Raw genomic sequence first — 24717 nt, 5'->3', positions numbered from 1 at the left:
AGCAGGAGTGGAGACGAAAAGACAAAGGATTAAATAGCGTATACTAACTATTTAATCCTTAATTCAGTTGAGCAATTTCGTTCAGTGCCGCTACAGGAGCGTCTATCTCATGCTTATCGATCTTTTCTCCACGCATCGGCGGTCAATGCTTCACCGAAATGCCCGGCGATGAGCCGTTTCGTCAAATCGTGCAGCGGGGAGGCCAGCACATCAGCCGTGCTTCCACGTTCGACTACTTCACCCTGGTGCATCACCATGACCTGGTCGCTGATGTGTTTCATCATGCCAAGATGCTGGGTAACGTAGATATAAGAGATACCCTGTTTTTCCTGTAATTCCAGCATCAGGTTAATTAACTGCGAACGCATCGACATATCCAGCGCGGCAAGGGCTTCGTCGGCAATAATCACCTTTGGACGCAGAATCAACGCGCGTGCCAGCCCCAGACGTTGTTTCTGACCCGGCGCGAGCATGTGCGGGTAGTAGCTCACATGATCGGGAAGCAGTCCCACTAAACGCAGCGTTTCAACGATGCGTTTACGCCGGGCTTCAGGCTCCAGGTCGGTATTCAACCGCAGCGGGAAATCCAGGATCTGCGAAATTCGCTGGCGAGGATTGAGAGAAGTAGAGGGATCCTGGAAGATCATGCGGATGCGCTGGCTGCGGAAAGAGTAGTCACCGAATTTTAGCGGGTGATCGTCAATCAGCACTTCGCCATCGGTGGGTTCGACCATGCCCGCAAGCATCTTCGCCAGCGTGGATTTTCCTGACCCGTTCTCGCCAATGATCGCCAGCGTCTGTTTCTCGCGCAGCGTGAAGCTCAGCGGCTTTACCGCTTCTACGGTCTGGCGATGAAAGAGCCCTGTGCGGTAGCGAAAGGTCTTACTCAGGTTGCGAACTTCCAGCAAGGTTTCGACCATTTCACTCTCTCTCCATGTTCAGCGGGAAATGACAGGCGTACAGGTGGCTTTTTGCCCCTGTCAGACGCGGCGTCTCAATGCATTTGCGCTGAGCGTAGGGGCAACGCGGTCCCAGACGGCAACCAATAGGCAACGACTCCAGCAGGGGAATGGCACCCGGCAAGGTATTCAGACGGCTTTTATGCGGCATCGCGCTACCGAAATCCGGTATCGCGCGGATCAGTGCCTGGGTGTATGGATGATGCGGCGTATTCACCAGATCTTCGCTGACGGCCGTTTCGACCGTCTGACCGCAGTACATCACGTCAATTTTATCCGCCCATTTGCTCAGCATCTGCAGGTCATGGCTGATCAGCAAAATGGTGGTGTTATTGTTCTGGTTAAGACGCGTCAGCAGGCGGAAAATTTGCGCCTGCGTTGTTGGCTCCATCGCGTTTGTGGGCTCATCGGCAATCAGCATGCGCGGCTGGTTTGCCAGCGCAATGGCAATCATCACTTTTTGACATTCGCCATCGGTCAGCTCGTAAGGGAAGCTGCGCATCGCGTCTTTGTGATCTTTAATCCCGACACGGTGCAGTAGCTCAATGGCGCGGCGCTTGCGCCAGCCAAAACGCTGCCACCAGCGTCCTTTATAGGTCCAGCCGGGGATGTTCTGCATCAGTTGTTTACCGACGCGCTCGGACGGGTCGAGACAGGATTGCGGCTCCTGGAAAATCATCGACACGTTATGACCCACCAGCTTGCGGCGCTCCCGAGGGGAGAGGCGCAGCAGGTCGATATCATCAAAGCGCATGCGGTCAGCGGTGACGCGCCAGTTGTCTTTCGCCACGCCGCAGATGGCTTTGGCGATCAGGCTCTTACCGGAGCCAGATTCTCCCACCAGCCCGCGAATTTCGCCTTCAGCAAGGGTTATGCTGATGCGGTCCACGGCCTTCACCCAGCCTTCACCGGTCTTGAATTCGATTGTCAGGTTGCGGATATCAAGTAACGGCATTATTCCACCCCCGCATTAATCGCACGGCGAATGCCGTCGCCCAGCAGGTTGACCAGCAGTACGCTCACCATAATGGCCGCCCCTGGCAGCATGACCGTCCACGGCGCGACATAGATAAGCTCCAGGGCATCGCCGAGCATTGCACCCCATTCCGGGGAGGGCAGTTGCGCCCCCAGATCGAGGAACCCCAGCGCGGCGATGTCCAGGATGGCCATCGACAGAGCGCGGGTGATCTCAGTGACAAGCCCGGCAGCAATGTTCGGCAATACGGCAAACCACAAAATATTAAACGTGGTCGCGCCGTCCAGACGGGCAGCGACAACGTACTCTTTTTCCAGTTCGTCATGCACCAGGCTGTATACCGAGCGAACCAGACGCGGCAGGATCGCCAGCCAGACGGCAAACATCGCGTGTGACAGATGTGGGCCCGCGAACGCCACGACGATAATGGCAAGCAGCAAAGACGGAATAGAGAGCAGGGTATCCAGAATGTGGTTCAGCACCGCCGAACGCAGGCCGTGGGTAGAGCCTGCAAAAATACCCAGCGCCAGGCCGCAGATGGTGGCCGCCAGCGTAACCACAAACGCACCGCCCACCGTCGGGGCCGCACCGCTCAAAAGACGGCTTAACACGTCACGTCCGAGATCGTCAGTCCCGAGGAAGAAGGAGACTTCACCATAGCGGGACCACGACGGCGGCAAAAGCTGATAGCCAAGGAACTGCTGATCGATGCCATACGGCGCAAACCACGAGCCCAACACGCACAGCAAGGCCAGGCCAGCGCAGCCGTAAAGGCCGATCATTGCCGTGGTGTCACCATAGAATTTACGCCACACGGTACGTAGCGCACCGGGCGTGCGCTTTTCACTGTATACGCTATCGTAAGGCATACCATTCCTTATGCTTCAGTGGGTTGGCCATGGCACCCAAAATATCGGAAAGAACGTTAACAATAATCACCAGTGAGCCAATCACCATCACACCGGCGGAGATCGCCGCGTAATCCTGCTGGCGAATGGCATTAATCATCCAGCGCCCCAGACCCGGCCAGCTAAAGACCATCTCAGTGATCATCGCCAGGGTCAGCATGGTAGAAAATTGTAATCCAAGGCGGGGAATAACCGGCGGCAGCGCATTGTGCAGCACATGGCGACGCAGAATAGTCAGACGCGACAGCCCGCGCGTGGCGGCAGCTTTGACGTAGTTCTGGTCGAACACCTCGATGGTGCTGATGCGCATCAGGCGGATCACTTCAGTAGTAGGCGCAACGGCCAAAGTCAGAACCGGCAGCACCATATGACGCAGCGCACTCATGATCATCTCATCGCGCCAGACCGAATCGGAAAGCCATGCATCAATGATGGCAAACCCGCTTACCGTTTTTACCGTGTAAAGCAGATCGAATCGCCCGGAAACCGGCAGCCAGCCTAGCGTCAGCGAGAAGAAGAGGGTGAGCAGCAGTGCCAGCCAAAATACCGGAATTGAGAAGCCGAGCAGGGCAATTGCGCTGATAAATTTATCCTGCCATTTATTGCGATAAATGCCCGCCAGCATCCCCACGGGAATGCCCACCATCAAAGCAAAGCCAAAAGCCAGGATGCACAGCTCCATGGTCGCCGGGAAAACCTCTTTCAACTGTTCTGAGATCAGCTGTCCGTTAATGCTGGAAACCCCGAAGTCCCAGTGCAGTACGCCGTTAAACCAGAACAGCCACGCATCCCACAGTGACGATCCCTGAAGCGGGGCGTGGGGGGTGAAATAGCTCAGGCTAAAGCCCACGAAGGTCAAAAAGAACAGCGTAACCAACAGCAACAGCAGACGGCGCAAGGTAAATATAATCATGGTTTCTTCACCTCTTGCTCTTTTTCACGGGTGACCCCTGCGAAGGAGGCGTTGCCAAACGGACTCAGTACCAGCCCTTTAATATCGTACCGGTAGGCCTGCAAACGCAGGGATGATGCCAGCGGGAGCACCGGGAGTTCCCGAGCCAGAATATCCTGAGCCTCGTCGTAGGCTTCAATACGCGACGCAAGCTGCTGTGAGGCCAGTGCTTTTTGTAAAACGGCATCAAACTCCCGATGACACCAGTGCGCGTAGTTAGTCTGCGAGTTAATCGCGGCGCAGCTGAGCAACGGGCGGAAGAAGCTGTCCGGGTCGTTACTGTCGGTAGACCAGCCTGCCAGCGTCAAATCATGGTTCATATCCATCAGGCGAGCCTCCTGGAAACGACCTTCGACAGGGACGATGATCACTTTAACGCCCACCTGCGCCATATCGGCCTGCAACAGTTCTGCCGTTTTGAGCGGGCTTGGGTTCCAGGCCTGTGAGCTGGTTGGCACCCAGAGTTGCAGCGTCAGGTTTTCCGCTCCCAGAGCCTTGAGCTGCTCGCGCGCTTTCGCCGGATTGTATTCCGTAATTTTAGCTTCACCATCGTAGGCCCAGGAGGCTCTCGGTAAAATAGAAGCCGCCGTTTCTGCGGTACCGTAGTAAATCGACTGCATCAGACGCTGGTTATTGATCGCTAACGCCAGCGCGTGGCGAACGGCGGGATTATTCAGCGGCGGTTTATCGGTGTTAAACGCCAGATAGGCAATGTTCATCCCCGGACGCAATGTCAGGCGCAGGCGCGGATCGTCACGAAGAATAGTCAACTGGCTGGCAGCAGGCCAGGCGAGCACATCGCACTCACCGGTTAACAGTTTCGAAAGACGTCCCGTGCCGCCAGAGCCCAGATCGACAACCACCTGAGGCATCAGCGGCGTGCCGCGCCAGAAATGCTCGTGACGCTGCAGGCGAATAAACTGTCCGGCGCGATACTCTGCCAGCTGGAACGGACCTGTACCGACAGGCTGGCGGTCGAGCAGTTCCGGGCGATCTTTTTGCGTCAGCTTAGCCGCGTACTCCGCCGACATCACTGAGGCATAGTGTGTAGCCAGATGCCAGAGGAAAGAGGCATCCGGACGAACCAGCCGGAACTCCACCGTCCGGTTATCCAGCTTGCGCACGCTTTTGACCGTATCGGCAAACTGCAAACTGTCGAAATAGGGGAAGTTTCCGCCGTTAACGTTATGCCACGGATGGTTACGGTCAAAGATGCGCTGGAAGGTAAACACCACGTCATCCGCGTTCAGTTTGCGGGTAGGCGTAAACCATGGCGTGCGCTGGAAGTCGACATCATCGCGGAGGCGGAAACGGTAGGTTGCGCCGTTATCCAGCACTTCCCAGCTTTCAGCAAGCTCTGGCACGAGGCGATAGGTATAGGGGTCAACATCAAGCAGACGATCGTACAGCTGCGCGGCCAACGTATCGACAATCAGGCCGCTACCCGCTTTCTGCGGGTTAAAGGTATCAACTTGCCCGCTGACGCAATAGACAAAACCGCTATCGCGAATATCAGGGAGCGCAGATCGCTCAGGCGCAGCAACAGCCAGGTTGCTGAACAGACCGAGTGCCAACAAGGACGATAAAACCAGACGCATAATTTTTAAGGTTTTTAGGTTCGATCTGCAAAGTGTATCGCACTTACACCTACTTCGTAAAAATGTCTGCGGATAAGTGCTGATAATGTCAGCGCATTTGATGCTTTTTGAGCAATGCCCTTAATTGATGGTAGGTCAGACCCAGCAATTCAGCCGCCTGTTTCTGGTTATATTTCGCCTGCTGCAGGCTCTGTTCCAGTAACTGCTGCTCCTGCTTGTGCTGAAACTGGCGCAAATCGAGCGGCAGAGACGGCACGTCCGTTTTATCGACAGGCTCAACGGTGGGCTGAGCGTTGCGCTTAAACGGATCGAGAATGATGTTGTCCAGTTCGGTTTCGCTGCTGCCGTGGCGATAAACCGAACGCTCTACCACGTTTTTCAGTTCACGAATATTCCCCGGCCACGGGTAGCCGAGCAGGGTTTCTGTGGCGTAGTCGCTGAAGCCGGGGAAAAGTGGCAGACCCAGCTCACGGCACATCTGGATGGCAAACTGCTCTGCCAGCAGCATGATGTCGCTGCGCCTTTCACGCAGCGGCGGCAGTTGTACGACGTCAAACGCCAGCCTGTCGAGCAGGTCTGCGCGGAATTTATCTTCCGCCACCATTTCCGGCAGGTTGGCGTTGGTCGCGCAGACCAGACGCACGTTAACCTGCAGCGGCTGGCTTCCGCCGACGCGCTCCAGTTCGCCATATTCAATGACGCGCAGCAGCTTTTCCTGAACCAGCATTGGGGCTGTCGCCAGTTCATCCAGGAACAGTGTGCCGCCATCTGCACGCTCAAACCGTCCGGGATGGCGTTTTTGTGCGCCGGTAAACGCCCCCGCTTCATGCCCAAAGAGTTCCGTGTCGAGCAGGTTCTCATTCAACGCCGCACAGTTAAGGGAAATAAACGGCCCATCCCAGCGGCCGGATAAATAGTGGAGACGGTTGGCAATCAGTTCCTTGCCCGTACCGCGCTCGCCGATGATCAGCACCGGTTTATTGAGAGGCGCCAGGCGCGAAACCTGTTCAAGAACTTCAAGAAAACTGTTCGCTTCACCCAGTAAGTTGTCTTTGTATCCACTCATGACGAAATTAACCACTCCTTAGCGATATTCACCAGGTGAGGATAGTGCCTTGCTGCGCAAATATCAATCACATCTAATGATATCAATGAGATAAAAAGTTGGCATGAGAATTGTATTATCTCTGTAGCAGGGCATCGCCCGATAACAGAAATATGAGGATTTGATTATGGGTATTTTTTCTCGTTTTGCCGACATCGTGAACGCCAACATCAACTCGCTGCTTGAGAAAGCGGAAGATCCGCAGAAGCTGGTGCGTCTGATGATTCAGGAAATGGAAGACACGCTGGTTGAAGTGCGTTCTACCTCCGCTCGTGCGCTGGCTGAGAAAAAGCAGCTCACGCGCCGCATTGAGCAGGCGACCGCCCAGCTCAACGAATGGCAGGAAAAAGCCGAACTGGCGTTACGTAAAGATAAAGAAGACCTCGCTCGTGCCGCGCTGATTGAAAAACAGAAGTTGTCTGATGTCGTTACTGCGCTCGAACACGAAGTGACGCTGGTAGATGACACGCTCTCTCGTATGAAAAAAGAGATCGGCGAGCTTGAGAATAAACTCAGCGAAACCCGTGCACGTCAGCAGGCGCTGACGCTTCGCCACCAGGCGGCAAGCTCTTCCCGTGACGTTCGCCGTCAGCTGGACAGCGGTAAGCTGGACGAAGCGATGGCCCGTTTCGAATCTTTCGAACGCCGTATCGACCACATGGAAGCGGAAGCGGAAAGTCACAGCATCGGTAAGCAGAAAACGCTGGATCAGCAGTTTGCTGATTTGAAAGCCGACGACGAAATCAGCGAGCAACTGGCGGCGTTGAAAGCCAAAATGAAGCAAGACAACCAGTAATAATTCGTGCGGCACCTGAGCGTGCCGCATCATAAAACAAGGAGTACACATGAGCGCGCTTTTTCTGGCAATTCCCCTGACCATTTTCGTGCTGTTCGTTCTGCCGATTTGGTTATGGCTGCACTACAGTAACCGTTCTTCGCGTGGTGAGCTTTCTCAGAGTGAGCAACAACGTCTTGCGCAGCTTACCGATCAGGCGAATAAGATGCGCGATCGCATTCAGGCGCTGGAAGCTATTCTGGATGCAGAACATCCGAACTGGAGGGAGCGTTAATGTCTGGACTGAACCTGAATAAGAAATTATGGCGCATCCCGCAGCAGGGTATGGTGCGCGGCGTTTGTGCTGGACTGGCTCACTATCTCGATGTACCGGTGAAACTGGTTCGTGTGGTGACGGTGTTATCGATTTTCTTTGGTCTGGCTTTTATTACCCTGGTGGCCTATATCGTGCTGTCCTTTGTACTTGACCCCATGCCTGACGGTGAACTGGCGGCAGAAGGCGCACCGACCAGTAGCGATCTGCTCAACGCTGTTGATGATCGGCTGGCTGAAGGGGAGAAGCGGCTACGGGAAATGGAACGCTATATCACCTCTGATACCTTTACGCTGAGAAGCCGTTTTCGTCAGCTTTAAGAGAGAACATTAATGAAACAGAACTGGCAACAGGCCGGTCAGAAGGTAAAACCCGGCCTGAAAATCGCAGGTAAACTGGTTCTGCTGACAGCGTTGCGTTACGGTCCTGCCGGCGTGGCGGGCTGGGCGATAAAATCTGTTGCCCGTAAACCGGTCAGAATGCTGCTTGCCGTGGCGCTGGAACCGATGCTGCAGAAACTGGCAAAACGCGTCTCTCGCCGATACTTTTCCTGATCCTTCCTGATTGCGTTAGCCCTTTCTCACTCGAGAGAAGGGCTAGCGGCGTTTCTGCCTTCCTCCCCGTCTTTTTATTCTTTCTTTGCTGTAGCTCACATTACTGCTCTGTGCTGCTTTGTCAGGGCGATTTTATGCTTCCTGGTCCGTTGACAGATATTTTTCATGGGAGTAGATTGCAATCCGTGGGACCGCTACCATGGAAAATAATGTGAACGAAAAAATTAATAAACTCATTGATCTTGTTTACGGGGAAACCTTTACTGATACACACCGCAAGGTGTTATTAGAAAAAATCGGTAATGCCGCTTCTCTTATTACGGAAAAACGTAAATCTGGCTGGGATGAAAAAGATGTCGTACTCATTACCTATGCCGATCAGTTTTCGGCAGCAGGGGAGAACGCGCTGCCGGTGTTTACCCGTTTTTATAATAAGTGGCTTTCTCATTCCTTTTCTCATGTCCATCTTCTGCCTTTTTATCCGTGGTCCTCTGACGATGGTTTTTCTGTTATCGATTATCATGAAGTGGCACCAGAAACGGGAACCTGGAGTGATATTGCTGAATTAAAACAGTCCGCCAGCCTGATGTTTGATTACGTGTGCAATCACATGTCGGCAAAAAGCCAATGGTTTGCAAATTATTTACAGCAAACGCCTGGCTATGAAGATTTCTTTATCTCTGTCGATCCGGATACAGATTTATCCGCAGTGACGCGCCCGCGCGCGTTACCGCTTCTGACGCCTTTTACGCTTCATGACGGCAGCATTCGTCACCTGTGGACCACCTTTAGCGAAGACCAGATCGATCTGAACTTTGCTTCGCCGGATGTGTTAATCGCGATGGTGGATGTACTGCTTCATTATCTGATGGAAGGGGCGAGTTACATCCGTCTCGATGCCGTGGGCTTTATGTGGAAAATCCCCGGAACGCATTGCATCCATCTGGAACAAACCCACCAGCTCATCCAGCTCTTCCGCGCGATTACTGAGGTTGTGGCGCCGGGGACGGTCATCATCACCGAAACCAACGTTCCGCACAAAGACAACATTTCTTATTTCGGCAACGGTGAAAATGAAGCGCAGATGGTGTATCAGTTCTCTTTACCGCCGTTGGTGCTGCATGCGATTCATCGTCAGGATGTCCGTACCCTGAGCCAGTGGGCCTCATCGCTGGAACTTCCCTCCACGAAAACCACCTGGTTCAATTTTTTAGCTTCGCATGATGGTATAGGCCTGAATCCGTTACGCGGGATTTTACCTGAGTCCGATATCCTTTCGCTGGTGGAAAATCTTCAGCAGGAAGGGGCTCTGGTCAACTGGAAAAATAACCCTGACGGAACGCGAAGTCCGTATGAAATTAATGTTACCTATCTGGATGCATTAAGCCCAAAAAACGCTGCTGATGACGAACGTATTGCACGCTTTATTCTGGCGCATGCGGTCTTATTGAGTTTTCCTGGCGTGCCTGCCGTTTATATTCAAAGTGCACTGGGCTCTCGTAATGATTATGAAGGCGTTGAGCGACTCGGATATAACCGTGCAATCAATCGCAAAAAATACATTGCCAGTGAGATTGATTCCGAACTTTCAAACAAAACAGGCATTCGTCATAAAATATTTAAACAGCTAAGCGAATTGATTGCGATTCGCAGAGCAGAGCAGGTATTTCATCCAGACAGCGATGCAATTTTTGAAACATCCGGTGAACATATTCTTAAAATTATTCGCGTGGCCGATAACGGTGAGCGTATGACGGCGTTATTTAACTTTAGCCAACATATTCAGACCGTGAATTCTGACGGCGTATCCGGTACGGAATTGATTTCGAAACTGAATATTAGCGGAACGACTCTGACCCTTAATCCATGGCAGGTGATGTGGATTAAAGAAAACTAAAAAGGAACTTAAAAATGAAGATGCCAAAAATTGTGCTGATTTCAGCACTGGTTTCGTGCGCCCTGTTATCAGGATGTAAGGACGACAAGCCATCGAACGTCACCATTGAATTTATGCACTCGTCAGTGGAGCAGGAGCGCCAGGCCGTTATAACGAAGCTGATTGAGAAATTCGAGAAGGAAAACCCAACCATCACGGTGAAACAGGTTCCGGTGGAAGAGGATGCCTACAACACCAAGGTTATCACTCTGGCCCGTACCGGCGCATTGCCGGAAGTGATCGAAGTCAGTCATGACTACGCAAAGGTGATGGACAAAGAGCAGCTACTGGACCGGGACGCGATCGGTGAAGCGATTAAAGCCGTAGGCGAAAACACCTTCTACGACGGCATTCTTCGCGTCGTTCGTACTGAGGACGGCACGGCGTGGACCGGCGTGCCTGTCAGTGCCTGGCTGTCCGGCGTCTGGTATCACAAAGATGTTCTGGCGGCTGCGGGCATTGAAGAGCCGCATAACTGGGAGCAGCTGCTGCAAGCCAGCCAGAAACTTAACGATCCGGCCAGGAAACACTATGGCATTGCGTTGCCAACGGCAGAAAGCGTGATGACGGAACAGGCGTTCTCCCAGTTTGCTCTTTCCGGTGGTGCAAACGTCTTCAATGCGAAAGGTGACGTGGAGATTGATACGCCTGAGATGACGAAAGCGCTGGCCTTTTATAAAGCGCTGGCGGCAACCACCATGCCTGGGTCAAACGATGTCATGGAGATCAAAGATGCCTTTATGAACGGCTCTGCGCCGATGGCCGTTTACTCCACCTACATCCTTCCGGCGGTCTTCAAAGACGGCAATCCCGCTAACCTGGGCTTTGTGGTCCCGACTGAAAAATCCTCTGCTGTCTACGGCATGATCACATCACTGACGATCACCACAGGCCAAACCGAAGAGGAAACCAAAGCGGCAGAGAAATTTGTCACCTGGATGGAGCAGGCTCAGAACGCGACAGACTGGGTAATGATGTCGCCTGGCGCGGCGTTGCCTGTGAACAAACTGGTCGTGGGCACGGAAACCTGGAAAAACAACGATGTGATCAAAGCGTTTGGGCAACTGCCTTACGAGCTGATCGCGCAGTTCCCGAACGTGCAGGTGTTTGGTGCCGTGGGTGACAAAAACTTCACCCGCATGGGCGATGTCACGGGTTCCGGCATTATCAGTTCTATGGTGCATAACGTCACGGTTGGTCAACAAGATCTCAGTGCAACGTTAAGCAATAGCCAGAAGCGACTGACTGACCTGATTTCACAACGATAGGAGCGCTTTGCGAAGGGAATTATGAAGACGTTGTTTTCTGGTCGTTCAGATATGCCTTTCGCCATGCTGCTGTTGGCCCCCAGCCTGATTTTGCTGGGGGGCCTTGTGGCCTGGCCGATGATTTCCAACATTGAAATCAGTTTATTACGCTTGCCGCTCAACCCGCGCATCGATGCCGTGTTTGTTGGGCTGGATAACTACATCCGTATTCTGAGCGATGCTGCATTCTGGCACTCTCTGTGGATGACGTTCTGGTACACCGCGCTGGTCGTCATGGGCAGTACGGGGTTAGGGCTGGCCGTCGCCATCTTCTTTAACCGCGAATTTCGTCTGCGCAAAACGGCACGTTCACTGGTGATTTTATCGTACGTAACGCCGTCAATTTCGCTGGTGTTTGCCTGGAAGTACATGTTCAACAACGGCTACGGCATTGTGAACTATTTGGGTGTTGACCTGCTGCATCTGTATGACCAGGCACCGCTGTGGTTTGACAACCCCGGCAGCAGTTTTGTGCTGGTGGTGCTGTTTGCCATCTGGCGCTACTTCCCGTACGCGTTCATCTCGTTCCTGGCCATTTTGCAGACCATTGATAAGTCGTTATACGAAGCAGCGGAAATGGATGGTGCCAATGCCTGGCAGCGTTTTCGCATCGTCACGCTGCCCGCCATCATGCCGGTCCTGGCAACGGTGGTCACGCTGCGAACCATCTGGATGTTCTACATGTTTGCGGATGTCTATCTGCTGACAACGAAGGTCGATATTTTGGGCGTCTATCTCTATAAAACGGCCTTTGCCTTCAACGATCTGGGTAAAGCCGCCGCTATTTCCGTGGTGCTGTTCGTGATCATCTTCGCCGTCATTCTGCTGACCAGAAAAAGGGTAAACCTCAATGGCAACAAATAAACGCGTGCTGGGTCGTATTGGTTTTTATCTGGGGCTGGCGGTGTTCCTCATCATCACGCTGTTCCCGTTCTTCGTGATGCTGATGACGTCGTTTAAAAGCGCAAAAGAGGCGATCTCGCTGCATCCGACGATTTTGCCGCAGGAGTGGACGTTGCAGCATTACGTCGACATCTTTAACCCACTGATCTTCCCGTTTGTGGATTACTTCCGCAACAGCATGGTGGTGTCGCTGACCTCATCAGTGATTGCGGTGTTTCTCGGTACATTGGGTGCCTACGCCTTGTCCAAACTGCGTTTTAAAGGACGCACGACGATCAATGCGAGTTTTTACACCGTCTACATGTTCTCCGGGATTTTGCTGGTGGTGCCGCTGTTCAAAATCATCACTGCACTCGGGATCTACGATACCGAATTGGCGCTAATTATCACCATGGTGACCCAGACGCTGCCGACGGCGGTATTCATGCTGCGCAGTTACTTCGACACCATTCCGGATGAGATAGAAGAAGCCGCGATGATGGACGGCCTTAACCGCCTGCAAATCATCTTCCGCATCACCGTGCCGCTTGCAATTTCCGGTCTGGTGTCGGTGTTTGTCTACTGCTTCATGGTGGCGTGGAACGACTATCTGTTTGCCTCCATTTTCCTGTCCAGCGCCAGCAATTTCACCTTGCCGGTCGGGCTGAACACGCTCTTTAGCACGCCAGATTACATCTGGGGTCGCATGATGGCGGCATCGCTGGTGACGGCACTGCCTGTGGTCATCATGTACGCGCTGTCTGAACGTTTCATTAAAAGTGGTTTGACCGCCGGTGGCGTGAAGGGCTGAGGCGGCCAATTTTAACAAGGAGTAAGTCATGAAAAAGTTAGTTGCGACAGCGCCTCGTGTGGCGGCGTTGGTGGAATATGAAGATCGTCCTGTTGCCGTTCACGAAGTGAAGATCCGCGCGCGCTTTGGTGCCCCGAAACACGGTACCGAAGTGGTGGATTTCCGCGCGGCAAGCCCGTTTATCGATGAAGAGTTCAACGCCGAGTGGCAGATGTTCACGCCACGTGAAGAGGACGCGGCCCGCGGTATCGAATTCGGTAAATTCCAGCTGGGGAACATGATCGTCGGCGACATCATCGAATGCGGGGCTGACGTGACGGAATACCAGATTGGCGACAGCGTCTGCTGCTACGGCCCATTGCAGGAAACGGTCATCGTTAACGCGGTTAACAACTACAAGCTGCGCAAAATGCCGAAGGGTTCGTCCTGGAAAAATGCCGTTTGCTACGATCCGGCGCAATTCGCCATGAGCGGTGTGCGTGATGCCAATGTCCGCGTGGGTGATTTTGTGGTTGTTGTCGGGCTGGGTGCGATTGGACAGATCGCGATTCAGCTGGCGAAGAAAGCCGGCGCGTCAGTGGTCATCGGTGTCGATCCTATCGAACATCGCTGTGAGATTGCTCGCCGTCATGGCGCAGACCACTGCCTGAACCCAATCGGTACTGATGTCGGTCTTGAAATCAAAAAGCTGACCGGTAAGCAGGGCGCGGATGTGATCATTGAAACCAGTGGCTTTGCCGATGCACTGCAATCTGCACTGCGCGGTCTCGCTTACGGCGGAACCATCTCTTACGTGGCGTTCGCCAAGCCGTTTGCGGCAGGATTCAACCTCGGTCGCGAAGCGCATTTCAACAACGCGAAAATTGTCTTCTCCCGCGCCTGCAGTGAACCGAACCCGGATTACCCGCGCTGGAGCCGCAAGCGTATTGAAGAGACCTGCTGGGAATTGCTGATGAACGGTTATCTCAATTGCGAGGATCTGATCGACCCGGTTGTCACCTTCACCACCAGCGCTGAGAGCTACATGAAATATGTCGATCAGCACCCTGAACTGAGCATCAAAATGGGCGTCACTTTTTAAGCTAAGGAGAGCAAGCAATGAAGATTGCAACACAAAACCAGGCCTTTTTCCCGACCAATATCATGGCAAAATTCGAGTACATCAAAGCGATGGGTTTTGATGGCTACGAAATTGATGGCCGACTGCTGGTAGACAACCTTGATGAGGTCAAAGCGGCTATCAAAGCGACTGGCCTGCCGGTGACAACGGCCTGCGGCGGATACGATGGCTGGATCGGCGACTTTATCGAAGAACGCCGTCTTAACGGTTTGCAGCAGATTGAACGTATCCTGGAAGCGCTGGCAGAAGTGGGCGGAAAGGGCATTATCGTCCCAGCGGCCTGGGGCATGTTTACCTTCCGTCTGCCGCCGATGACCTCTCCACGCAGCCTGGACGGTGACCGCAAAGCAGTCAGTGCTTCGCTGCGCTGGCTGGATGAAGTGGCAGCACGCACCGGGACGACGGTATACCTGGAGCCGCTGAACCGCTATCAGGACCACATGATCAACACCCTGGCGGATGCGCGCCGTTACATCGAGGAAAATGCGCTCAAGCACGTGCAGATCATCGGTGATTTCTATCATATGAACATCGAAGAAGACTCACTAACGGATGCGCTGCATCAGAACCGCGATCTGCTGGGTCATGTGCACATTGCAGATAACCACCGCTACCAGCCGGGCAGTGGCGGCCTCGATTTTGCCAGCCTGTTCGATCAGCTGCGTGCTGACGATTATCAGGGTTACGTGGTGTATGAGTGTCGTGTTCGTGCTGACAATCCTGCGCAGGCTTATCAGGATTCGCTCACTTATTTGCGTGAATGCTAAGGATGACATGCGTGATGAGTGCTTCAACATCTTCGCCTCTGCGCGTCGCCATCATTGGCGCCGGACAGGTCGCGGACAAAGTTCATGCCTCGTATTACGCCACACGCAGTGATGTTCAGATGGTGGCTGTCATGGACAGCCGCCCTGAACAGGCACAGGCGTTTGCGGAACGTCATGGGATCCCGTCTGAATGGCAGGACGTGCGAACCATGCTGGAGACGGTCAGACCGGATGTGGTGAGCGTTTGTTCGCCTAACCGGTTTCACTTTGAGCATGTTATGGCGGCGCTTGAAACCGGATGCCATGTCATGTGTGAAAAGCCGCCCGCCATGACGCCGCAGCAGGCCGATCGGATGCGTATCGCTGCACGGAAGGCAGGCAAAGTGTTGGCGTATGATTTTCACCACCGGTTTGCACAGGATACGCAGTTGCTGCGTGAGGCCGTGTTGAATGGTGTTCTGGGTGAGGTCTACTTCACGACGGCGCAGGCGCTGCGTCGATGCGGTGTGCCGGGCTGGGGCGTTTTTACGAACAAATCGTTGCAGGGTGGCGGACCGTTGATCGATATCGGCATTCATATGCTGGATGCCGCCATGTATGTACTGGGGTTCCCGGCTGTAAAAAAGGTCACGGCGCACAGTTTCCAGCGGCTGGGTAACCGGAAAAACAGTGGCCAGTTTGGTGAGTGGGATCCGGCTCAGTTTACGGTCGAAGATGCGCTGTTCGGCACAATTGAATTCTGCAACGGCGGCATCCTGCGTCTGGATACCTCCTTTGCCCTGAATATTCGCGAGCAGTCGATCATGAATGTCTCATTCTGCGGTGAAAAGGCCGGGGCAACGCTGTTCCCGGCACACATTTACACTGACGAGGCCGGGGTATTACAGACCCTCACGCAGCGTGAAGAGGCTGACGACCAACGGCATTTGCGCAGTATGGACGCCTTTGTTCGTCATGTGCAGGGAGAGCCGGTCATGATTGCTGATGCGGAGCAGGGGCTGGTTATCCAGCAGCTTGTTGCCGCGCTCTATGAATCAGCAGAAACAGGGGAAAGCGTGACGTTATGCTGAACGTGTCTGTATTAACCGATCCGGGCTTTTGTCCTCACAGCCTGAACAAATTCGCGTCTATTATGGCATGCGGCAATGGCTATATGGGCATTCGCGCTGCGCATGAGGAAGACTATACCCAGCAAACCAGAGGAATGTATCTGGCGGGACTGTATCATCGTGCAGGTCGGAACGAGACCACTGAACTGATCAACCTGCCGGATATCACCGGTATCGAAGTTGAACTGGATGGCGTGAATTTTACCCTCCTGTCAGGTGAGATCCTGAGCTGGCAGCGCGAGCTGGATTTTGCCAACGGCGAACTGCGTCGCACGGTTCTCTGGCGCGCGCCCGATGGGAAGCGCTATCGTCTGGATAGCCGTCGCTTTGTGTCACTTGCTCAGCTGCCTCTGGTGGCAATGCAACTGTCGATCACGCCGCTGGATGCTGCATCGCAGGTGGTGTTGAAAACAGGCATTGATGCGACCCAAACCAACAGCGGCAGACAGCATCTGGATGAAGTATCAGTCAGAGTCTTTGACCAGCAATATCTGCAGGGCGTCTATGAAACCCAGGATCGCGCTGCAGAGGTGGTAATCTCCACAAGCTGCCGTCTGACATCGACTGGCAGCGACAGCTGCTTTAGCGCAAAAAATCGCCGCATCATGGCGCACCATTCGCTGACGCTTCCATTAGGTGACACTGTCACACTGGAAAAGCTGGTATGGATCACTCACCGCAAGGACAAAACGCTCTCGCAGGAAACCTATGCGCGTAATGCGCTGGCCGATCTCAAAGTGTGTGCGGCAAAAGGTTATGCATCGCTGCTTGAGCACTCCGCGCGTGCCTGGGAAAACGTCTGGCGCGACGCGCGGGTTGAGGTGGCATCCACGGACAAACAGGATCAGATGGCGCTTGATTATGCCGTCTGGCACCTGACAACCATGACGCCTGCGCATGATGAGCGAAGCAGTATCGCCGCCAAAGGTTTGACCGGGGAAGGGTACAAAGGCCACATCTTCTGGGATACCGAAATTTTCTTGCTGCCTTTCCATCTTTTCACCCGTCCACAGATTGCCCGCAACCTGCTGCGATATCGCTGGCTTAACCTGTCCGGAGCACGTGAAAAAGCGCGTCGTAACGGTTGGCCAGGCGCGCTGTTCCCGTGGGAAAGCGCCGCGAGTGGTCAGGAAGAGACGCCGGAATTTGCGGCAATCAACATCCGTACGGGCACTCGTCAGAAAGTGGCCTCTGCGCTGGCCGAACACCACATTGTGGCGGATATCGCGTGGGCCGTTGTCGCTTACTGGCAGGCGACACGGGATGACGCCTTTATGCGCAATGAAGGTTTGACGTTACTGATCGAGACGGCAACGTTCTGGATGGGGCGTGCCGTCGAAGCCAACGGTCGTCTGGAAATCCATGATGTGATCGGGCCGGACGAATACACGGAACACGTGAACAACAACGCTTACACCAACTATCTGGCCTGGCATAACGTCGCCTGTGCCCGCCAGTTTATGACGATGTTTGGTCGTGACGATGCCGCTTTCATGGCGAATGCCACCCGTTTTCTGACGCGCTTATGGCTTCCGGAAGCAAATGCCGAAGGTGTCCTTCCTCAGGACGATACCTTCATGGCGAAACCGGCTATCGATCTGAGTCGCTATAAAGCCAAAGCCGGTAAGCAAACCATTTTGCTTGATTACTCTCGCGCTGAAGTGAATGAGATGCAGATCCTCAAGCAGGCCGATGTGGTGATGCTTAACTACCTGCTGCCGGAAAGGTTTACCACACAACAGTGCGCTGCAAACCTGGCTTTCTACGAGCCACGCACCATACATGACTCTTCGCTGAGCAAGGCCATTCACGGGATTGTGACCGCGCGTTGCGGCGACACTGAAGGGGCATATGTCTTGTGGCGTGACGGCGTCGCCATCGACCTGGGGGACGATCCGCACAGCAGCGATGAGGGTATTCACGCCGCCGCGACCGGTGCCATCTGGTCGGGTGTGATTCAGGGTTTTGCCGGGTTGCAGATTGTGGAAGGGGAACTTCACCTCGCGCCGAAACTGCCTGTCCACTGGCGAATGCTGAGCTTCCCACTGCGGTGGCGAAACGCGCGAATGCATTTCTCATTTGAAAATGATGCGTTGACCGTCGAAACCTCTGCACCCGTCACGTTAACGCTCTGGAGTAAAACCCTTAACGTATCGGGGCAGCAGATCTTTGCACGTAAGGATTTTCTTGCGTCCATTAATGGGACCGCTACCACGGAGGGGCGCTATGACGCTTAACGCTGTTGTATTCGATTTGGATGGCGTGATCACCGACACCGCACATCTGCATTTCCTGGCCTGGCGTACCGTGGCAGGGGAGATTGGCATCACCATCGACGAAGCGTTTAACGAGCAGCTTAAGGGAATTAGCCGCATGGATTCTCTGCAACGGATCCTTCAACACGGCGGAAAAGAGGGGACGTTTGACGACAAGCAGCGCCTCGCGCTTGCCGGGAAGAAAAACGAGATCTATGTCCAGTCCCTGGCCTCGCTGACGCAAGATTCACTGCTTCCGGGTATCCGCGAAGTGCTGGCGGATATTCGCGCGGCGAATGTCAAAATTGGGTTGGCCTCTGTTTCCCTCAACGCTCCCGGCATATTACGGGCGTTGGGCATTCATAAGGCTTTCGATTTTTGTGCAGATGCTTCGCGTATTACCTGCTCAAAACCTGACCCGGAAATTTTCCTCGCCGCCTGCGCAGGGCTGAATGTACGCCCGGAAGAGGCCATCGGTATCGAAGATGCGGCGGCTGGCGTTGAAGCGATCAATGCGGCGGGAATGCTGTCGGTTGGGATTGGACCTGGCCTGGACCATGCGGAATTACAACTTCATTCAACGCGGGAACTGACCTGGAAATGCCTGACGGATTTCTGGGCGTCCCGGACGGTATTGATAAGGAATTAATAATGGCTCAACTGTCTCTGAAACACATTCAGAAAATCTACGATAACCAGGTCCACGTGGTGAAGGATTTCAACCTCGAAATTGAGGACAAGGAGTTCATCGTCTTCGTCGGGCCATCTGGCTGCGGTAAATCGACGACGCTGCGCATGATCGCCGGACTGGAGGAGATCAGCGCCGGTGAACTGGTGATTGACGGCGTTTGCATGAACGATGTCCCCGCCAAGTCTCGCGACATCGCGATGGTTTTCCAGAACTATGCGCTTTATCCCCATATGACGGTCTACGACAACATGGCGTTTGGCCTGAAGATGCAAAAAATCGCGCCTGCGGTTATCGAAGAGCGCGTTAACTGGGCGGCTCAAATCCTGGGATTACGTGATTACCTCAAGCGTAAACCCGGTGCGTTGTCCGGCGGTCAGCGTCAGCGTGTGGCGTTAGGCAGGGCGATCGTGCGCGAAGCCGGTGTCTTCCTGATGGATGAGCCGCTCTCTAACCTCGACGCCAAGCTTCGCGTGCAGATGCGTGCTGAAATCAGCAAGCTGCACCAGAAGCTCAATACCACGATGATTTACGTGACCCACGATCAGACAGAAGCGATGACGATGGCCACCCGCATCGTGATTTTGAAGGACGGCTTCATTCAGCAGGTAGGGGCGCCGAAGCAGGTGTACAACGAGCCCGCGAATATGTTTGTCGCCGGGTTCATCGGCTCGCCCGCGATGAACTTCATTCGCGGGGCATTAGACGACCGTTATTTTGTGACGGAAACACTGCGTCTGGAAATTCCGGAAGAGAAGCTCGCTGCACTGAACGCTGCGGGTTATCAGCGTAAAGCCGTGGTGTTTGGGATCCGACCGGAAGATATTCTGACGCTTCAAAGCCAGGGGGAAGCAATCCCTGCGAAAGTGAGCGTAGCCGAGCTGACGGGGGCGGAATTTATGCTTTATGCCGCCGTCGGTGGGCATGAACTGGTTGTCCGGGCGGGAGCAGCAAATGATTATGCCGCAGGGGATACCATCGGTATTCAGTTCGATATGAATAAGTGCCATTTCTTCGACGCTGATACTGAAACAGCTATTAGATAAGAAAGGTGTTCGCCGGAAATGAAAGTTTCCGGCTTTTTATGTGTTAATTATAAAGGAATATTTTAATGAGTACTCTACTAAGAAGTGCTGCGCTCGTACTGTGCGCAGGGGTTAGCTGCGCGCAAGCCGAAGAAACAGCAAAGCACTGGGAGTTTAATATCGGTGCAATGTATGAAATTGAAAACGTCGAAGGTCAGGGCGACGATAAAGACGGTCTGTATGAACCGTCCGTATGGTTTAACGCGACCTGGGATGCATGGACAATTTCGATGGCGATGTATCAGGAAGGCCCGGTTGATTACAGCAGTATGACCCGCGGAACCTATTTCGATCGTCCTGAATTTGAATTGCGCTATCGCTTTATTGGAACGGATGATTTCACACTCGGCCTGACGGGTGGTTTCCGTAATTATGGATACCACTTCAAAGATGAAAAGGGGGCGAAAGACGGCAGTGCTAATATGCAGCGCTATAAAATTCAGCCTGACTGGGATATAAAATTAACCGACGACTGGCGTTTTGGCGGATGGTTTGCCATGTATCAGTTTGCAAACGATCTGGAAAAAACCGGATATGCTGACAGTCGCGTCGAAACCGAAACGGGCTTTACCTGGACCCTTAACGAAACCTTCTCGGCTAAAGTGAATTACTATTTAGAGCGCGGTTTCAATATGGACAGTTCACGCGATAACGGCGAATTTTCGACGCAGGAAATTCGTGCGTATCTGCCCATTTCGTTAGGCCAGACGACGTTAACGCCTTATACCCGTCTGGGACTTGATCGTTGGTCTAACTGGGACTGGCAGGACGATCCTGAACGTGAAGGACACGATTTCAACCGTCTCGGTCTGCTTTACGCGTATGATTTCAACAACGGTTTATCCATGACGCTGGAATATGCCTATGAGTGGGAAAACCATGATGAAGGTGAAAGCGACCGCTTCCACTATGCGGGCGTTGGCGTGAATTACGCATTCTGATCGGCATAATCCCAGGGGCTAACCGCCCCTGGGATTACCGTAGGGAGGCTGCAAGTGAAAAATGGGTATCAACCAGTACCTTTTGTGGTGCAGGATTACCGGCGATACGCTTAAACAAGAGATCGCAACTCTCTTCGCCCAGCCTGCGGGTTGGGATATCAAATCCCCCTGGTGCAGGCGTGAGGATGAGTGACAGCATCGGATCGCTGTATCCCGCTACCACAACCTGCTCTGGGATCATCAGGTTTAACTCATCCGCCGCGCGATAAAGACCAAGTAACTTCATACTGTCAGTCGCAAATACCGCATCAGGCGGCGTGGTTGAGGACAATAATTTAATGGCCGCTGCGAGCGCGCTCTCGTGGGTATATCCGCCGTTGATGATCCAGTCTGGATTAATCGCAATGTTATTCTTTTTCAGACTGGCTTTATATCCTGAAAGACGATCAATCGAAACATGATAATCAAGTGGCGCATGCAGGCAGGCAATTTTATGCCGTCCATTTTTAATAAAATTATCTGTTAGCGTGGCGCTGTCATGAAAATTATCCGTGTCGACAGAATAAATATTCGCAAAATCGCCTTCCACTTTACCGATGACGACTACCGGTACGCCATACGCATCCAGGGTAGTAAAAAAAGACTCATCGGCCGGTGAACTCAGCATAATGATCCCTTTAATCATTTTCTGCTTTATTTTGTTCACACATTTTAGCAGGTCGTCTTCACTGCTTTTAGACGTCTGCAAAATAACGTCAAAACCTTCCTCTTCAGCTTTTGCCGTAATGGCATGAAGAACATCAGAGAAGAAAGGGTTACCGGCAGTCGTTTTGGTTGAACGCGTTGAAATTACCATAATGGCGTCGAAGCCAGAAGAAGTCAGGGCGCGGGCAAGTTTGTTGGGCTGATAATTTAATTCGTCAATCGCCTTCAACACTTTGTCACGCGCTTCAGGAGAAATATTCGTTTGTTTATTCAGAACGCGCGACACGGTTGATTTTGAAACGCCAGCAACCCGGGCGATATCATAGATAGTGGGTGACATACACCTCTCACTCCAGACAAACAGCAATGTCGTTCATCTTACTGGAGAGAAAACGGCAATAGCAATAAATAAGAATTGATAATCAACGATCTGCCCCCATTTATTGTATTCTGAAGCCATGCATTTCAGGTTTCCACGCAATGAAGGACGGCGATGAAGCGACTTAAAAACGAACTCAACTCTCTGGTGAACCGCGGTGTTGATCGCCATCTGCGTCTGGCGGTGACGGGACTTAGCCGCAGCGGCAAAACGGCGTTCATCACGGCGATGGTGAACCAACTGCTGAATCTGCACGCCGGTGCGCGCCTGCCGCTGCTAAGCGCCGTGCGCGAAGAGCGTTTGCTGGGCGTTAAGCGCGTGCCTCAGCGCGATTTTGGCATTCCTCGTTTTACCTATGATGAAGGGCTGGCACAGCTTTATGGCGACCCGCCGACATGGCCGACGCCGACGCGCGGCGTGAGTGAAATTCGCCTTGCGCTCCGTTTTCGCTCCAATGAATCCCTCATGCGCCACTTCAAGGATACCTCGACGCTGTATCTGGAAATTGTGGATTACCCTGGTGAGTGGCTGCTTGATTTGCCGATGCTGGCCCAGGATTATCTGACGTGGTCCCGCCAGATGACGGGATTATTGCAGGGGCAACGTGCCGGGTGGTCGGCAAAATGGCGGCAGCTGTGTGAGGGGTTAGATCCCCTGGCCCCAGCGGATGAAAACAGGCTGGCAACGATTGCCGAAGCCTGGACGGAATATCTGCATCAGTGCAAACATGAAGGGCTGCATTTCATCCAGCCAGGCCGTTTTGTTCTGCCGGGCGACTTAGCGGGGGCACCAGCACTGCAGTTCTTCCCCTGGCCGGATGTGGATGCATACGGTGAATCAAAGCTGGCGCAGGCGGATAAGCACACAAACGCCGGGATGCTGCGCGAGCGCTACAATTACTACTGCGAAAAAGTGGTTAAAGGTTTCTACAAAAATCATTTTTTACGTTTCGATCGCCAGATTGTGCTGGTGGACTGCCTTCAGCCGCTTAACAGCGGACCGCAGGCGTTTAACGATATGCGCCTCGCGCTGACACAGCTGATGCAAAGTTTTCATTATGGACAGCGCACGCTGTTCCGCCGTCTGTTCTCGCCGGTGATCGATAAACTGCTATTTGCCGCCACCAAGGCCGATCACGTGACGGTCGATCAGCATGCCAATATGGTCTCGCTGCTGCAGCAGCTGGTGCAGGATGCCTGGCAGAACGCTGCGTTTGAGGGGATCGGTATGGACTGCCTCGGGCTGGCGTCAGTGCAGGCGACACAGAGCGGGTTGATTGACGTGAATGGCGAAAAAATCCCGGCACTGCGGGGCAACCGTCTCAGCGACGGTGAACCCTTGACCGTCTACCCGGGGGAGGTTCCGGCTCGTCTGCCGGGTCAGGCATTCTGGCAAAATCAGGGCTTCCAGTTCGAAGCCTTTCGGCCACAAACCATGAGCGTCGATCGGCCGTTACCGCACATTCGTCTGGATGCGGCTCTGGAATTTTTGATTGGAGATAAATTGCGATGACGGAACCGTTAAAACCGCGCATTGACTTTACCGGGACGCTTGAGCAAGAGCGTCAGGATGCGTTTAAAACGGCGCAAACCTTTAGCGGCGTGCAGGCTGATAACTTTGCTCCAGTGCTGACTGAAGAGCCTGGCGTCGAGGACGGCCCGGCTGAAGCGGTTGTCGAAGCGGCCTTACGCCCGAAACGTAGCCTGTGGAGGAAGATGGTCACTGCAGGACTGGCGTTATTTGGCGTAAGCGTGGTGGGTCAGGGCGTACAGTGGACGATTAACGCCTGGCAAACCCAGGATTGGGTTGCGCTGGGTGGATGTGCTGCGGGTGCGCTGATTGTGGGGGCGGGTGTCGGGTCGGTTGCTACCGAGTGGCGGCGTCTGTGGCGTTTGCGACAGCGCGCGCACGAGCGAGATATCGCCCGGGATCTGCTTCACAGCCACGGCACGGGAAAGGGCCGCGACTTTTGTGAAAAACTGGCTGCACAGGCCGGGATTGACCAGTCTCACCCGGCGCTTCAGCGCTGGTATGCCGCCATTCATGAAACTCAGAACGATCGTGAAGTGGTGACGCTTTATTCCCACATGGTGCAGCCGGTGCTGGATGCGCAGGCGCGACGCGAAATCAGCCGTTCGGCGGCGGAGTCCACGCTGATGATTGCCGTCAGTCCGCTGGCGCTGGTCGATATGGCATTTATTGCGTGGCGGAACCTGCGTTTGATTAACCGTATCGCAAATCTGTACGGCATTGAGCTGGGCTATTACAGCCGTTTGCGCCTGTTTAAGCTGGTGTTGCTGAATATCGCATTTGCCGGTGCCAGCGAGCTGGTTCGTGAAGTGGGGATGGACTGGATGTCACAGGATCTGGCGGCGCGTCTGTCAGCGCGTGCTGCTCAGGGGATTGGTGCCGGTTTACTGACTGCTCGTTTGGGTATCAAAGCGATGGAAGTGTGCCGTCCGCTGCCCTGGATCGATGGCGACAAGCCCCGTCTGGGCGATTTCCGCCGTGAGCTTATTGGCCAACTGAAAGAAACGCTCAATAAAAAGCCGGCCCCGTAAAGACTTTGCT

24 protein-coding genes are annotated in these 24717 nt (G+C 53.7%); 17 read left to right on the top strand and 7 right to left on the bottom strand.

Going from position 1 to position 24717, the window contains the following annotated elements; all coding sequences use genetic code 11:
* Nucleotides 1-113: 113 nt before the first annotated feature.
* The 6 genes from sapF to pspF form a co-directional block, all read right to left on the bottom strand.
* Nucleotides 114-920, bottom strand: coding sequence for a putrescine export ABC transporter ATP-binding protein SapF (gene sapF, locus K5E19_RS04920; protein WP_221550244.1), 807 nt, complete (start codon nt 918-920; stop codon nt 114-116).
* Between the two features lies 1 nt (nt 921).
* On the bottom strand, nt 922-1914 hold the full coding sequence (gene sapD / locus K5E19_RS04915; protein WP_221550243.1) for a putrescine export ABC transporter ATP-binding protein SapD: 993 nt from the start codon (nt 1912-1914) through the stop codon (nt 922-924).
* Nucleotides 1914-2804 carry a putrescine export ABC transporter permease SapC gene (gene sapC, locus K5E19_RS04910; RefSeq protein ID WP_089600639.1) on the bottom strand — a complete coding sequence of 297 codons (891 nt, stop codon included), beginning with the start codon at nt 2802-2804 and terminating at the stop codon, nt 1914-1916. Before sapC ends, sapD begins: the two co-directional genes overlap by 1 nt.
* A complete protein-coding gene (gene sapB, locus K5E19_RS04905) occupies nt 2791-3756 on the bottom strand; it encodes a putrescine export ABC transporter permease SapB (protein ID WP_010431704.1) in 966 nt (321 codons plus the stop codon). The genes sapC and sapB overlap by 14 nt, the downstream gene beginning before the upstream one ends.
* Entirely contained in the window at nt 3753-5393 is a 1641-nt protein-coding gene (sapA, locus tag K5E19_RS04900; protein WP_221550242.1) for an ABC transporter substrate-binding protein SapA, read from the bottom strand. The genes sapB and sapA overlap by 4 nt, the downstream gene beginning before the upstream one ends.
* 88 nt (nt 5394-5481) lie before the next feature.
* Nucleotides 5482-6459, bottom strand: coding sequence for a phage shock protein operon transcriptional activator (gene pspF, locus K5E19_RS04895; RefSeq protein ID WP_260411644.1), 978 nt, complete (start codon nt 6457-6459; stop codon nt 5482-5484).
* A 166-nt stretch (nt 6460-6625) separates the two neighbouring features.
* Between pspF and pspA the strand changes: the two genes are divergently transcribed.
* The 15 genes from pspA (at nt 6626) to K5E19_RS04820 (ending at nt 21062) form a co-directional block, all read left to right on the top strand.
* Complete coding sequence (gene pspA, locus K5E19_RS04890) at nt 6626-7294, top strand: phage shock protein PspA (protein WP_221550240.1); 669 nt, start codon at nt 6626-6628, stop codon at nt 7292-7294.
* A gap of 49 nt (nt 7295-7343) precedes the next feature.
* A complete protein-coding gene (gene pspB, locus K5E19_RS04885; RefSeq protein ID WP_221550239.1) occupies nt 7344-7568 on the top strand; it encodes an envelope stress response membrane protein PspB in 225 nt (74 codons plus the stop codon).
* Nucleotides 7568-7927: an envelope stress response membrane protein PspC gene (pspC, locus tag K5E19_RS04880; protein ID WP_216356680.1), complete on the top strand. Its 360-nt coding sequence runs from the start codon at nt 7568-7570 to the stop codon at nt 7925-7927. The genes pspB and pspC overlap by 1 nt, the downstream gene beginning before the upstream one ends.
* Before the next feature lie 12 nt (nt 7928-7939).
* A complete protein-coding gene (gene pspD, locus K5E19_RS04875; RefSeq protein ID WP_010431696.1) occupies nt 7940-8161 on the top strand; it encodes a phage shock protein PspD in 222 nt (73 codons plus the stop codon).
* A 199-nt stretch (nt 8162-8360) separates the two neighbouring features.
* On the top strand, nt 8361-10058 hold the full coding sequence (locus K5E19_RS04870) for a sugar phosphorylase (protein ID WP_260411643.1): 1698 nt from the start codon (nt 8361-8363) through the stop codon (nt 10056-10058).
* Between the two features lie 14 nt (nt 10059-10072).
* Nucleotides 10073-11365: an ABC transporter substrate-binding protein gene (locus K5E19_RS04865; RefSeq protein WP_221550237.1), complete on the top strand. Its 1293-nt coding sequence runs from the start codon at nt 10073-10075 to the stop codon at nt 11363-11365.
* Nucleotides 11366-11386: 21 nt separating this feature from the next.
* Nucleotides 11387-12268, top strand: coding sequence for a carbohydrate ABC transporter permease (locus tag K5E19_RS04860; protein ID WP_221550236.1), 882 nt, complete (start codon nt 11387-11389; stop codon nt 12266-12268).
* Nucleotides 12255-13097, top strand: coding sequence for a carbohydrate ABC transporter permease (locus K5E19_RS04855; protein ID WP_120158286.1), 843 nt, complete (start codon nt 12255-12257; stop codon nt 13095-13097). The genes K5E19_RS04860 and K5E19_RS04855 overlap by 14 nt, the downstream gene beginning before the upstream one ends.
* A 28-nt stretch (nt 13098-13125) precedes the next feature.
* Nucleotides 13126-14178: a zinc-binding alcohol dehydrogenase gene (locus K5E19_RS04850; protein WP_221550235.1), complete on the top strand. Its 1053-nt coding sequence runs from the start codon at nt 13126-13128 to the stop codon at nt 14176-14178.
* Nucleotides 14179-14195: 17 nt separating this feature from the next.
* The gene (locus K5E19_RS04845) at nt 14196-14984 is read left to right on the top strand and encodes a sugar phosphate isomerase/epimerase (RefSeq protein WP_221550234.1); all 789 of its coding nucleotides are present in this window, start codon (nt 14196-14198) and stop codon (nt 14982-14984) included.
* Between the two features lie 11 nt (nt 14985-14995).
* Entirely contained in the window at nt 14996-16054 is a 1059-nt protein-coding gene (locus tag K5E19_RS04840) for a Gfo/Idh/MocA family protein (protein WP_221550233.1), read from the top strand.
* Nucleotides 16048-18330 (top strand): glycoside hydrolase family 65 protein, encoded by a 2283-nt coding sequence (locus K5E19_RS04835; RefSeq protein WP_221550232.1) that lies wholly within the window; start codon nt 16048-16050, stop codon nt 18328-18330. Before K5E19_RS04840 ends, K5E19_RS04835 begins: the two co-directional genes overlap by 7 nt.
* On the top strand, nt 18320-18997 hold the full coding sequence (gene pgmB / locus K5E19_RS04830) for a beta-phosphoglucomutase (protein ID WP_221550231.1): 678 nt from the start codon (nt 18320-18322) through the stop codon (nt 18995-18997). Before K5E19_RS04835 ends, pgmB begins: the two co-directional genes overlap by 11 nt.
* A gap of 2 nt (nt 18998-18999) precedes the next feature.
* The gene (locus K5E19_RS04825; RefSeq protein ID WP_221550230.1) at nt 19000-20082 is read left to right on the top strand and encodes an ABC transporter ATP-binding protein; all 1083 of its coding nucleotides are present in this window, start codon (nt 19000-19002) and stop codon (nt 20080-20082) included.
* Nucleotides 20083-20147: 65 nt separating this feature from the next.
* Nucleotides 20148-21062: an OmpG family monomeric porin gene (locus K5E19_RS04820; RefSeq protein ID WP_221550229.1), complete on the top strand. Its 915-nt coding sequence runs from the start codon at nt 20148-20150 to the stop codon at nt 21060-21062.
* A 34-nt stretch (nt 21063-21096) separates the two neighbouring features.
* Here K5E19_RS04820 and K5E19_RS04815 read toward each other — a convergent pair whose 3' ends face one another.
* The gene (locus K5E19_RS04815) at nt 21097-22107 is read right to left on the bottom strand and encodes a LacI family DNA-binding transcriptional regulator (protein WP_221550228.1); all 1011 of its coding nucleotides are present in this window, start codon (nt 22105-22107) and stop codon (nt 21097-21099) included.
* A 153-nt stretch (nt 22108-22260) separates the two neighbouring features.
* Between K5E19_RS04815 and K5E19_RS04810 the strand changes: the two genes are divergently transcribed.
* Entirely contained in the window at nt 22261-23658 is a 1398-nt protein-coding gene (locus tag K5E19_RS04810; RefSeq protein WP_221550227.1) for a YcjX family protein, read from the top strand.
* Entirely contained in the window at nt 23655-24707 is a 1053-nt protein-coding gene (locus K5E19_RS04805; RefSeq protein WP_221550226.1) for a YcjF family protein, read from the top strand. Before K5E19_RS04810 ends, K5E19_RS04805 begins: the two co-directional genes overlap by 4 nt.
* The last annotated feature ends 10 nt before the right edge of the window (nt 24708-24717 follow it).

This window comes from Enterobacter sp. RIT637 (assembly GCF_019718755.1).
Lineage (GTDB): Bacteria > Pseudomonadota > Gammaproteobacteria > Enterobacterales > Enterobacteriaceae > Enterobacter.
Note: the sequence above shows the minus strand (reverse complement) of the source record. Positions and strands in the feature narration are given on the sequence as shown.